The following is an 11,711-nucleotide window of genomic DNA, read 5'->3' as shown; positions in this document are numbered from 1 at the left end:
CGGTAATCTTCTTCATTACATTATCTAGTTTTCAAAGAACGATTGAATTGAGAGATTATACTCTCAAAACTGAACGAACAGTCTAACATCAAGTTAATTCCGTATATTCCTTAGAAAGGAGGTGATCCAGCCGCACCTTCCGATACGGCTACCTTGTTACGACTTCACCCCAATCATCTGTCCCACCTTAGGCGGCTGGCTCCAAAAGGTTACCCCACCGACTTCGGGTGTTACAAACTCTCGTGGTGTGACGGGCGGTGTGTACAAGGCCCGGGAACGTATTCACCGCGGCATGCTGATCCGCGATTACTAGCGATTCCGGCTTCATGTAGGCGAGTTGCAGCCTACAATCCGAACTGAGAATGGTTTTATGGGATTGGCTAAACCTCGCGGTCTTGCAGCCCTTTGTACCATCCATTGTAGCACGTGTGTAGCCCAGGTCATAAGGGGCATGATGATTTGACGTCATCCCCACCTTCCTCCGGTTTGTCACCGGCAGTCACCTTAGAGTGCCCAACTGAATGCTGGCAACTAAGATCAAGGGTTGCGCTCGTTGCGGGACTTAACCCAACATCTCACGACACGAGCTGACGACAACCATGCACCACCTGTCACTCTGTCCCCCGAAGGGGAAAGTCCTATCTCTAGGATTGTCAGAGGATGTCAAGACCTGGTAAGGTTCTTCGCGTTGCTTCGAATTAAACCACATGCTCCACCGCTTGTGCGGGCCCCCGTCAATTCCTTTGAGTTTCAACCTTGCGGTCGTACTCCCCAGGCGGAGTGCTTAATGCGTTTGCTGCAGCACTAAAGGGCGGAAACCCTCTAACACTTAGCACTCATCGTTTACGGCGTGGACTACCAGGGTATCTAATCCTGTTTGCTCCCCACGCTTTCGCGCCTCAGCGTCAGTTACAGACCAGAAAGTCGCCTTCGCCACTGGTGTTCCTCCAAATCTCTACGCATTTCACCGCTACACTTGGAATTCCACTTTCCTCTTCTGCACTCAAGTTCCCCAGTTTCCAATGACCCTCCACGGTTGAGCCGTGGGCTTTCACATCAGACTTAAGGAACCGCCTGCGCGCGCTTTACGCCCAATAATTCCGGACAACGCTTGCCACCTACGTATTACCGCGGCTGCTGGCACGTAGTTAGCCGTGGCTTTCTGGTTAGGTACCGTCAAGGTACCGGCAGTTACTCCGATACTTGTTCTTCCCTAACAACAGAGTTTTACGATCCGAAAACCTTCATCACTCACGCGGCGTTGCTCCGTCAGACTTTCGTCCATTGCGGAAGATTCCCTACTGCTGCCTCCCGTAGGAGTCTGGGCCGTGTCTCAGTCCCAGTGTGGCCGATCACCCTCTCAGGTCGGCTACGCATCGTCGCCTTGGTGAGCCGTTACCTCACCAACTAGCTAATGCGCCGCGGGCCCATCTGTAAGTGATAGCAGAACCATCTTTCAATCTAATTATATGTATAAATAGATATTATCCGGTATTAGCCCCGGTTTCCCGGAGTTATCCCAGTCTTACAGGCAGGTTGCCCACGTGTTACTCACCCGTCCGCCGCTAATCTTTGGGAGCAAGCTCCCTCAGATTCGCTCGACTTGCATGTATTAGGCACGCCGCCAGCGTTCGTCCTGAGCCAGGATCAAACTCTCCAATAAAGTGTTTGATTAGCTCATTTGCACCTATGGTGCTTTGTTGCTGATAAATCAGCTTTTTTAGAATTACGCTTGACGTTTTACGTTCGTTCAGTTTTCAAAGAACAATCTCATTCGCTTCAGAAGCGACTTTACTAATATATCATCCTACGCATTATATGTCAATGCTTTTTTAAAAAAGTTTTTTCTTTAAAGTTTTAAAGGATGTTGTGTCGTTGTGACGACTCTTAATATATTATCAGCATGATATTAATATGTCAACAATATTTTAAAAGAAAAAATCAGTTACTAGAAATACGTAACTGATTACCTATTCCATTATACTTTGACACTTATATTACATACATTTCTATTGCCACTAGCGCGCATATACCCGGCACACCTAATATCCCACTAATGGCTACAGTAGCTATATTAATAGGCAAATGAATACCAAATTGATTTCCTACTGTATTTAGTACAAATAATAAGAGTGCACCAATGATTACTTTTATAAGGCCTTGTCCAATCCACTTAATTGGTCGAAACGAGGCACCTGCTACTAATAGAAAGAGAATGAGAATACCTAACCCTGAGATAATCCAAACTGGCTCCAAATAAAAAACCCCCTCTATTTAAGGAAACTTGTACAACCAATGTATGAACAAGCACCTAAAAAAAGACCTTGAGGAGGTATAAAAATTAATATCGAACACTAACGTTTCTTTTTTTTGCTTCCTTGAACAGATAAAAATATTTTGCCTCAGCAAGCTTAGCTTCACTAATTGCTTCTGCTGAAGGATCAAAACTTTTTTCAATTAGAGATTTTTGATTCTTCCATTCATCCTTTAATTCTTTTAACTGATCTAATAACTTCTCATCATATTCCTTACGAAGCCATCCTTTTTTACGAAAGAACATCGCATACACCTCTCACTATACTTCTCTTCTTCCCTCTAAAGCTTTTGAAAGTGTTACTTCATCAGCATATTCAAGGTCTCCTCCTACTGGTAATCCGTGAGCTATGCGGCTCGCCTTAATACCAGAAGGTTTAATGAGACGAGAAATATACATTGCTGTTGCCTCGCCCTCAATATTAGGATTGGTAGCCAAGATGACTTCTTGGACGGTTTCATCCTGTAATCGTTTTAACAAATCGGGAATATTAATATCTTCTGGGCCGATACCATCCATTGGTGAAATAGCACCATGCAAAACATGGTACAAACCATTAAACTCCTTCATTTTTTCCATGGCGATAACGTCTTTAGGGTCTTGCACAACACATATGACTGATCGATCTCTCCTTTGGTCTTCACATATATAACAAGGATCCTGATCTGTTATATGGCCACACACAGAACAATAAGATAGATTTCTCTTCGCATTCACTAATGCCTTAGCAAAATCTAGTACAGTGTCTTCTTTCATACTTAATACAAAAAAGGCCAACCGAGCGGCTGTTTTCGGTCCGATTCCTGGAAGCTTCATAAAACTATCAATCAGTTTTGATATCGGTTCAGGATAATGCATATCTGTCTCCCCCTCTTTCATCAAAGACGAGAGCATTTGACCGAGAGACGTTTAACAACAAACTCTTTCTCATATAACTCTTCTCTTTGACTCCTAGTCTGATAGTGAATGCTTTAAAAAACGCCGCTCAGGAAAACCAGCGGCGCTTCTTTTCGTTTATCCGTATTAAAACATCCCTGGCAAGTTCATACCTTTTGTGAATTGCCCCATTGTATTATTTGTTAATTCATCACATTTTTTTATCGCGTCATTTGTTGCTGCTAACACTAAATCTTGAAGCATTTCGATATCTTCAGGATCAACAACTTCCTCTTTAATATTTACTTCTAAAACTTCTTTATGACCTGAAACAATGACAGTTACCATGCCACCGCCAGCTGTTCCTTCAATTCTTTCTTCTCCTAATTCTTCTTGCGCTTGCGCCATTTTCTTTTGCATTTTTTGCATTTGCTTCATCATATTTTGCATATTACCCATACCACGCATAGTTCCTTACCTCCTAATATTTATTTAATCTTTAATTTCAATAAGATCTTCACCAAATAATTTCATTGCCTCAGATACAACAGGATCTTCTTCCTCATTTCCCATATCCTCTGCTGTATCATCTCCATTCGCCTTTTGATACTGAAGAAATGATTGGCGAATGGACTGCCATTGTTCATCTGGTAAACCTAAGACCTGAAACCTCTTTCCGCTTAGTTCAAACAAAGATTGCGTTAGGGTTTCAATAAATTTATGATTCTCCATCGCCATTTGACAATGAATTTCATATTTGAATTTTATAATAAAAACTTGATCAGATGCAGCAACAGGCTCTGCTTCGTTTAGTAATGCTGCTTGTGAGCGCATTTGATTGTGTACGAGGCGTTCTAACATTTCACCCCAATGACTTTTGACCATCATTAAGTCCTGTTTTGTTGCCTGCTTCAACACCTCATTTATTCGACCTACAGGCGCTTGATATCCTTTTTTAGATACACGCTGTGGCTTTTTCGCTTGAGGTGCTACTGATTCTTCTGATACTTTAACACCTTGCGCTTTTATTTGTGATAACTCTTTTTCTAATTGATCAATCCGTGTAATTAATGGTTGAACATCTTCAGCACTTTGCCCTTTAATTTGTTCTTGCTGACAAAGTTTCACAATTGCTACTTCTAAAAAAATTCTTGGATGATTCGTCCAGCGCATCTCTTGCTGTGTTTTATTTAATTGTTCGATCAAGTGATAAATTTGTTCTTGTGACACCTTTTCTGCTAACTCAATGAATGTTTCTTCTAAAAGAACTCTTTCCATCGATTCTTCAAGATTAGGTGCTGCTTTATATAATAGCATATCTCTATAATAAAGAATAAAATCTTCTACAAATCGTGTAGGATCTTTCCCTTGAAAAAGAAGTTCGCCTAATATTTCTAAGCCGTTAGCTGCATCATGATCAACGATAGCTGTTGCTAACTGATTAAGGAAACCTTGGGAAACAGCACCTGTAACAGCTAGAGCATCATCAACTGTTACACTCTCATCACTAAATGAAATTGCTTGATCCAATAAACTCAAGGCATCACGCATACCACCTTCAGCAGCTCTGGCAATAATTTGTAGTGCTTGGGTATCACAATGAACACTACTTTCATCTATAATCATTTGCATACGATTCACAATCGAAGTCGCAGTAATTCTTTTAAAATCAAAGCGTTGACATCTAGAAATGATTGTCAGTGGAATCTTATGCGGCTCTGTTGTTGCTAATATAAAAATAACATGCTGGGGTGGTTCTTCTAATGTTTTTAGGAGCGCATTGAATGCTCCCATTGACAACATATGCACCTCATCAACAATATAAACTTTATACTTAACCGCACTTGGTGCATATTTCACTTTATCTCTTATATCTCTAATCTCTTCTACACCATTATTAGATGCGGCATCAATCTCAATGACATCTGGTATGGACCCATCAGTAATCCCTTTACACGCATCACATTCATTACATGGTTCATTAATTGGTGCTCTTTCACAGTTTACGGCCTTAGCTAAAATTTTCGCCGCACTCGTTTTACCGGTTCCTCTTGGTCCAGTAAAAAGATAAGCATGCGAAATTTTTTCCTGAAGCAGGGCGTTTTGCAATGTTTTTGTTACATGCTCTTGCCCTACTACATCAAGAAATGTTTGTGGGCGCCATACACGATACAATGCTTGATAACTCAATTGGCACGCCCCCTTCTTTTAGTGTCGTATTTATTATAACGTATCTATTTTCTATTTTACAAAAAAGGATAGGAAAAAAACAAAAAACTCATTCTTCATGAATGAGTTTTATAATTATATGTATATAACTGCCGTGCACCTATCTTCGACTGACGCCCATAAGCGTTACTTTAGCAGTTAGCTCAGCTCAGGCAACCCTGCGGCACATGAGAGAGTCCACTTAATGCTGCTTCCTTCCGGACCTGACATGGTTCATGGGTTCCCATTGCGCAGGACCCAAGCGTCAACACCACTTACTAAAGGCAGACCCTACAGGACATCAGCCTCAGAATAGGAATTCAGTCTCGCTAGAGCGGATTGCGAGTACAGGACACCGCTACCTTCCCACCTAGCACGGCAAAATTGATACCAATATTTAAGTTGCGTCATTTCGACGCATATTCAGTATACTGTTTTTAAATTAAAATTGCAATGCCTAACATTCCTCTTGCTTCTTTTGTTCTTTTAAAAGCTTCTTTTCAGCCTTTTTTCTAGCTCGTAATTGTGAAAAAAACGTGGATAACAGTTCCCCACATGCATCACCCATTACTCCAGCAACCACCTCACATTGATGATTAAACCTTGAGTCATCTAACAAATTCATTAATGTCCCGCAACATCCACCTTTTGGATCAGTCGCTCCGTAAACCACCCGTTTCACTCGTGAAAGAACAATAGAACCCGCGCACATCGGACAAGGCTCGAGTGTAACATAAAGGGTTGTGTCCTCTAATCGCCATGTACCGAGCTTCCCACATGCTTCTTCTATCGCAAGTAATTCTGCATGCGCAGTCGCTTTTTGTGCCGTCTCCCGTAAATTATACCCACGAGCAATTATTTGTCCATCTAATACAATGACAGCACCAATTGGAACTTCATTAATCTCTCTTGCTTTTTCTGCCTCTTTTATCGCTTCTAACATAAATTGTTCATCTATACTCATTTACTTCATTCCTTTAAATACCATAGCGTTTCTTTCAGTGTAATTCTCTTTGCTTTTACAAACAATAAAAAAACGTAAAAGCTCACCTTTTATCTCAACAGGTAACGTTTCAAATCCTTATATCTTTTCTAATTAAAAGGGGTTGATTTTGATTGAATTTAATAACCGAGAAGCAAACGGCATTAATTATTATTGACATGATTAATGATTTTCAATTTAAACATGGCGAAGTACTGGCTAAAAAAGCTTTAAAAATGACCACAAGCATTAATCTTATCAGAAACCAATTTCACCAACACAAGTTACCGGTAATTTATATCAATGACCATTATCAGCTCTGGAAAGCTGATATTGAAAAGATAATGGCCTACTGCAACAATCCTATAAGTTCACCAATTATCCAAACAATAAGACCATCAAGTGACGATTACTTTCTAATCAAACCGAAACATTCTGCATTCTACGGTACTGCACTTAATACACTCTTAAATCAATTAGCCATCGATAAATTAATAATGGTTGGTTTGGCAGGAAACATTTGTGTGCTTTTCTCTGCAAACGATGCTTATATGAGAGAATATAAACTACATATACCCGCTAACTGCATTGCTTCTAATGATGACCACGATAACGAGAACGCCTTGATTATGATGAAAGATGTGTTGAAAGCAAATATTGACCCTTTGCCATGAATGTATCATGTATTGGCCACTCCCTTCATAAGTTATTTATAGTGTAATTAAATCATTAAATTATGAATGTCTGTATTTGATCTATACTGAAACATTTAGGGAGGGTTTTACTTGCAAATACATGTGGTAAGACAGAATGATTCGTTAAGTGGTATAGCGATGGCCTATAGCACAACCATACAAGATTTAATCGATGCGAATGAATTACAGAATCCTAATCAACTTGTGGTCGGTCAAACGCTTGTTATACCAATCATTGGTAGCTTTTATTGGGTACAGCCTGGCGATACACTCTATTTAATTGCACAACGATACGGCCTCACGGTGGAAGAGCTTGTAAATATCAATCAAATCTCGCAAACAAACCCATTAAGGGTTGGTCTACGTTTATACATTCCCGAGCGTCCAAAAACATCTGCCGAAATAAATGCCTATGTTGAGCCTAGAGGGGACACCGTCTCGGAAAACTTAATAGAAGCTTCAAGAGGTGCAGCACCCCATCTTACTTATTTAGCACCATTTAACTTTCAAGCGCTTAGAGATGGTTCATTGCAAGAGCCGCCTTTAGATGAATTACCTGCTATCGCTGAACAAAATCAAAATGTCCTCATGATGGTCATATCTAATCAAGAAAACGCACAATTTAGTGATGAGCTAGCAAGCATACTTCTCAACGATCAAGACATTCAAAACACATTCCTCGACAATATTGTTGCAACAGCAAAAAAATACAATTTTAAAGATATCCATTTTGATTTTGAATTCATTCGACCTGAAGATAAAGAAGCTTATAACCAATTCCTAATAAAAGCACGCGATCGCTTCCACCAAGAAGGCTGGCTCATATCAACTGCCCTTGCCCCTAAAACTAGCGCAGATCAAAAAGGGAAATGGTATGAAGGCCACGATTATAAAGCACATGGCGAAATTGTCGACTTTGTCATCATCATGACATATGAATGGGGATATAGTGGAGGACCTGCTATGGCCGTTTCACCTATTGGACCCGTGAGAGATGTCCTTGAATATGCAATAACAGAAATCCCGCCTGAAAAAATTATGATGGGGCAAAATCTATACGGCTATGATTGGACGCTTCCTTTTGTTCAAGGAACGATTGCACGTGCTATTAGTCCACAACAAGCTATACAGATTGCCCTAGAAAATAATGTGGCCATTCAATACGACCAAGAAGCACAAGCACCCTTCTTTTTATACACAGACAACGAAGGAAAAAGACATGAGGTTTGGTTTGAAGATGCCCGTTCCATTCAAGCGAAATTTGATTTATTGAAAGAGTTAAAGCTAAGAGGAGTAAGCTACTGGAAACTCGGTCTAGACTTTCCACAAAACTGGCTCCTCATTGATGAAAATTTTAATGTCGTAAAACGTTAAATCTATTTTAATCTCCTGTCTATTTTTTCATTCTTCATAGAGGTCTGACCTGTGTTAAAATGGAAGTTATGTTAGCTTAGGGGGAGACAAATAGATGAATCAAGTACCTTTTATTACAGTGGAAGGGCCGATTGGCGTAGGCAAGACCACGCTAGCTACAGCCCTTTCCACCCATTTTAACTACCATCTATTAAAGGAAATCGTCGATGAAAATCCATTTCTCGGAAAGTTTTATGAGAATATCGATGAGTGGAGTTTTCAAACTGAAATGTTTTTCTTATGTAATCGATATAAACAGCTGAAAGATATAAAAGACCGTTATATTTTGAATGATATGCCTGTCGTAGCTGATTATCATATTTTTAAAAACTTGATTTTTGCTAGTAAATCTCTTGAAGCACCTGAATATGAAAAATATGAGCAAATCTATCATATTTTAACGGATGATATGCCGAGACCAAATATCATTATTTATTTGCGGGCAAGCTTAGATACTTTACTAAAAAGAATTGAAAAGCGTGGACGCGAAATAGAAAAAAATATAAGTCCTCTCTATCTTGAACAATTATCCATTGATTACGATCTTAAAATGCAGGCATTTGAAAAACAACATCCAGATATCCCTATCCTTCACCTTGATGGTGATCAATTGGACTTTGTTCATAATAAGAATGACCTGCAATACATTATTGATATGGTAACAACGAGTATACAAACAAGGAGCACAAAAGCATGAATAGAAATAACTACGGCATACCAAATAACGCAATCATCACTGTAGCAGGAACGGTTGGTGTCGGAAAATCAACAATGACCAATTATTTAGCAGAAGCACTTAACTTCCGCACTTCTTTTGAAAAAGTGGACACAAATCCTTATTTAGACAAGTTTTATGCCGACTTTGAAAGATGGAGCTTTCATTTACAGATTTATTTTCTTGCTGAAAGATTTAAAGAACAAAAACGGATGTTCGAATATGGTGGAGGATTCATTCAAGATCGATCTATTTATGAAGATACCGGCATTTTTGCTAAGATGCATTATGAAAAAGGAACAATGTCACCAGTTGATTATGAAACATATACAAGCCTTTTCGAGGCAATGGTTATGACACCCTATTTCCCACACCCTGATATTTTAATTTATTTAGAGGGCTCCCTAGAAGATATACTGGCACGCATTAAAGAACGTGGGCGTCCAATGGAACAACAAACCTCCATTGATTATTGGAAAGAGATGCACGAGCGTTACGAAACCTGGATTGATCAATTTAGTGCATGTCCTATTTTACGATTAAATATTAATGAATATGACCTTGTCTCTAATCCATCAGACATCGATCAAGTACTCGAAAAAGTCGGCCACACATTAAAACAAACAATATAAAATATTTGCCTGTACTTAAATGGTACAGGCTGATTTTTGCTTAAAAATAAAAAAAGCCGCTACTATAAAGTAGCGACTCCATATCTCCAATTAATTATGCGCATGTTAAAAGTTATAATGGCGGAGGAAGAGGGATTCGAACCCCCGCGGGCTTTAACACCCCTGTCGGTTTTCAAGACCGATCCCTTCAGCCGGACTTGGGTATTCCTCCGTTTCGACAAGAAATAATATATCATCTATTGAAATAGAAGTCAATAGATTTTTTGCATAAATTCACAAACATGCATGTTAGAACTTTAAAAATAGGATCTGTCCTAAGAAACAGACCCTATCATCTTACTTATTTTGCTGGATTTATCACTTCTTTATTCCCCATATAAGGGCGAAGTACTTCTGGAATAACCACACTACCATCAGCTTGTTGATAATTTTCTAATATCGCAGCGACTGTACGTCCCACTGCTAACCCAGAGCCATTTAATGTATGAACATTCTCCGGCTTACCTTTAGCATCACGACGGAAGCGGATATTTGCACGTCTCGCTTGGAAAGCTTCAAAGTTACTACAAGAAGAAATTTCTCGATAATTATCGTAGCTAGGCATCCATACTTCAATATCGTACTTCTTCGCAGCTGTGAATCCTAAATCAGCAGTGCACATACTCATGACGCGATAAGGTAAACCAAGCAGTTGTAATACCTTCTCTGCATTTTTTGTTAATTTCTCCAACTCGTTATAAGAGTCTTCTGGTTTAACAAACTTCACAAGCTCAACCTTATTAAACTGATGCTGACGAATAAGACCTCTCGTATCACGGCCAGCTGAGCCAGCTTCAGAACGGAAGCACGCACTAAATGCGGCGTAATTAATTGGTAATTGATCAGCACTTAAAATTTCATCGCGATGCATATTCGTGATTGGTACCTCTGCCGTTGGAATAAGGAAATAATCCTCACTCTCAATTAAAAATGCATCCTCTTCAAATTTTGGTAATTGTCCTGTACCTGTCATACTTGCACGATTAACCATATATGGTGGTAGCACTTCTTCGTATCCATGTTCTTCTGTATGGAGGTCCAACATAAAGTTATACAATGCGCGCTCTAATCTAGCACCTAACCCTTTATAAAATACAAAACGACTGCCAGTTACTTTTCCTGCTCGTTCAAAATCTAATATTCCAAGCTCAGTCGCTATATCCCAATGCGGTTTAAATTCAAAATCAAATCCCTTTACTTCTCCCCATTGCCAAGCTAAGACATTGTCATCCTCTGTCTCCCCAACGGGTACACTTTCATGTGGGATGTTTGGAATACTGAGTAAGATAAGCTCTAATTCAGCTTCTACTTCACGTAACTCATGGTCTAAATCCTTAATTTGGTCGCCAACTTGCCTCATTTCAGCAATTAATTGGTCCGCATCTTTTTTCTCTCGTTTTAAAACAGCCACTTGCTGTGATACTTCATTTCTTTTGCTTTTAAGCTCTTCCGTTTTTACAAGTAATTCTCGGCGTTTTACATCCAAATCCTCAAACTTCTCAAGATCAGAAATATCTTCCCCACGGTGTTTTTCTAGTTTTTCTTTTACTTCAGCAAAATTAGCTCTTAAATATTTGATATCTAACATAGCCTTTCCCTCCATATTCAATTTGTGAAAACAAAAAACTCCCGTCCCCTATAAAGGGACGAGAGTTACCCGCGTTGCCACCCTAGTTAAAAGTATAGTCCATACTTTTCACTTTAAATCTTTAACGAGGTTTACCCGAGAGCTTTTACTTACAAAAAATGTGTTCCAAGCTCTACGCAAAGGATGGATTCTCAAGTGCTTTTGTCTGGTTTGCACCAACCACCAGCTCTCTATGGCAAAAGTGTACTT

The 11,711-nt window shown here is 39.5% G+C and carries 11 protein-coding genes, 1 tRNA gene, 1 rRNA gene, 1 other RNA gene and 1 other annotated feature (1 of these 15 only partly in view); of the genes, 4 read left to right on the top strand and 10 right to left on the bottom strand.

Annotated features, from left to right (window positions below):
* Positions 1 to 114 precede the first annotated feature (114 nt).
* The 8 genes from MKX78_RS00145 to tadA all read right to left on the bottom strand — a co-directional run bounded on the left by MKX78_RS00145 (position 115) and on the right by tadA (position 6,362).
* Positions 115 to 1,663: ribosomal RNA gene (locus MKX78_RS00145) — 16S ribosomal RNA — on the bottom strand.
* A gap of 329 nt (positions 1,664 to 1,992) precedes the next feature.
* Positions 1,993 to 2,256: a pro-sigmaK processing inhibitor BofA family protein gene (locus tag MKX78_RS00140; RefSeq protein ID WP_095371310.1), complete on the bottom strand. Its 264-nt coding sequence runs from the start codon at positions 2,254 to 2,256 to the stop codon at positions 1,993 to 1,995.
* An 85-nt stretch (positions 2,257 to 2,341) separates the two neighbouring features.
* Positions 2,342 to 2,560, bottom strand: coding sequence for a YaaL family protein (locus MKX78_RS00135; protein WP_095371311.1), 219 nt, complete (start codon positions 2,558 to 2,560; stop codon positions 2,342 to 2,344).
* Positions 2,561 to 2,575: 15 nt separating this feature from the next.
* Positions 2,576 to 3,172, bottom strand: coding sequence for a recombination mediator RecR (gene recR / locus MKX78_RS00130; RefSeq protein WP_224939297.1), 597 nt, complete (start codon positions 3,170 to 3,172; stop codon positions 2,576 to 2,578).
* 165 nt (positions 3,173 to 3,337) lie between these two features.
* Positions 3,338 to 3,658 carry a YbaB/EbfC family nucleoid-associated protein gene (locus MKX78_RS00125; protein WP_095371313.1) on the bottom strand — a complete coding sequence of 107 codons (321 nt, stop codon included), beginning with the start codon at positions 3,656 to 3,658 and terminating at the stop codon, positions 3,338 to 3,340.
* Between the two features lie 24 nt (positions 3,659 to 3,682).
* Positions 3,683 to 5,380, bottom strand: coding sequence for a DNA polymerase III subunit gamma/tau (gene dnaX / locus MKX78_RS00120; RefSeq protein WP_307319479.1), 1,698 nt, complete (start codon positions 5,378 to 5,380; stop codon positions 3,683 to 3,685).
* A gap of 131 nt (positions 5,381 to 5,511) precedes the next feature.
* Positions 5,512 to 5,777: signal recognition particle sRNA large type (gene ffs, locus MKX78_RS00115), an RNA gene on the bottom strand.
* A gap of 78 nt (positions 5,778 to 5,855) precedes the next feature.
* Positions 5,856 to 6,362, bottom strand: coding sequence for a tRNA adenosine(34) deaminase TadA (gene tadA, locus MKX78_RS00110; protein ID WP_307319482.1), 507 nt, complete (start codon positions 6,360 to 6,362; stop codon positions 5,856 to 5,858).
* A gap of 161 nt (positions 6,363 to 6,523) precedes the next feature.
* Between tadA and MKX78_RS00105 the strand changes: the two genes are divergently transcribed.
* The 4 genes from MKX78_RS00105 (at position 6,524) to MKX78_RS00090 (ending at position 9,835) form a co-directional block, all read left to right on the top strand.
* A complete protein-coding gene (locus MKX78_RS00105; protein WP_095373566.1) occupies positions 6,524 to 7,054 on the top strand; it encodes an isochorismatase family cysteine hydrolase in 531 nt (176 codons plus the stop codon).
* A 111-nt stretch (positions 7,055 to 7,165) separates the two neighbouring features.
* The gene (locus tag MKX78_RS00100; protein ID WP_307319485.1) at positions 7,166 to 8,449 is read left to right on the top strand and encodes a glycoside hydrolase family 18 protein; all 1,284 of its coding nucleotides are present in this window, start codon (positions 7,166 to 7,168) and stop codon (positions 8,447 to 8,449) included.
* 94 nt (positions 8,450 to 8,543) lie between these two features.
* A complete protein-coding gene (locus MKX78_RS00095) occupies positions 8,544 to 9,185 on the top strand; it encodes a deoxynucleoside kinase (protein ID WP_251163652.1) in 642 nt (213 codons plus the stop codon).
* On the top strand, positions 9,182 to 9,835 hold the full coding sequence (locus MKX78_RS00090; RefSeq protein ID WP_095371318.1) for a deoxynucleoside kinase: 654 nt from the start codon (positions 9,182 to 9,184) through the stop codon (positions 9,833 to 9,835). Before MKX78_RS00095 ends, MKX78_RS00090 begins: the two co-directional genes overlap by 4 nt.
* Before the next feature lie 118 nt (positions 9,836 to 9,953).
* Here MKX78_RS00090 and MKX78_RS00085 read toward each other — a convergent pair.
* Both MKX78_RS00085 and serS read right to left on the bottom strand, forming a co-directional pair.
* A tRNA-Ser gene (locus MKX78_RS00085) sits at positions 9,954 to 10,046 on the bottom strand.
* Between the two features lie 129 nt (positions 10,047 to 10,175).
* A complete protein-coding gene (gene serS, locus MKX78_RS00080) occupies positions 10,176 to 11,462 on the bottom strand; it encodes a serine--tRNA ligase (protein ID WP_307319491.1) in 1,287 nt (428 codons plus the stop codon).
* A gap of 51 nt (positions 11,463 to 11,513) precedes the next feature.
* Positions 11,514 to 11,711 (bottom strand) — a binding site (T-box leader) (it continues 28 nt past the right edge of the window).

The organism is Cytobacillus sp. FSL R5-0569 (assembly GCF_038007265.1).
GTDB classification, from domain to species: domain Bacteria; phylum Bacillota; class Bacilli; order Bacillales; family Cytobacillaceae; genus Cytobacillus; species Cytobacillus kochii.
The sequence above is the reverse complement of the archived record's forward strand: the minus strand, read 5'-3'. Positions and strand labels throughout refer to the sequence as shown.

Bases quoted from the DNA above. Each gene is read 5' to 3' on its own strand.
- MKX78_RS00135 (WP_095371311.1), bottom strand. From the start codon at position 2,560: ATGTTCTTTCGTAAAAAAGGATGGCTTCGTAAGGAATATGATGAGAAG.
- recR (WP_224939297.1), bottom strand. From the start codon at position 3,172: ATGCATTATCCTGAACCGATATCAAAACTGATTGATAGTTTTATGAAG.
- MKX78_RS00125 (WP_095371313.1), bottom strand. From the start codon at position 3,658: ATGCGTGGTATGGGTAATATGCAAAATATGATGAAGCAAATGCAAAAA.
- tadA (WP_307319482.1), bottom strand. From the start codon at position 6,362: ATGAGTATAGATGAACAATTTATGTTAGAAGCGATAAAAGAGGCAGAA.
- MKX78_RS00095 (WP_251163652.1), top strand. From the start codon at position 8,544: ATGAATCAAGTACCTTTTATTACAGTGGAAGGGCCGATTGGCGTAGGC.
- MKX78_RS00090 (WP_095371318.1), top strand. From the start codon at position 9,182: ATGAATAGAAATAACTACGGCATACCAAATAACGCAATCATCACTGTA.
- serS (WP_307319491.1), bottom strand. From the start codon at position 11,462: ATGTTAGATATCAAATATTTAAGAGCTAATTTTGCTGAAGTAAAAGAA.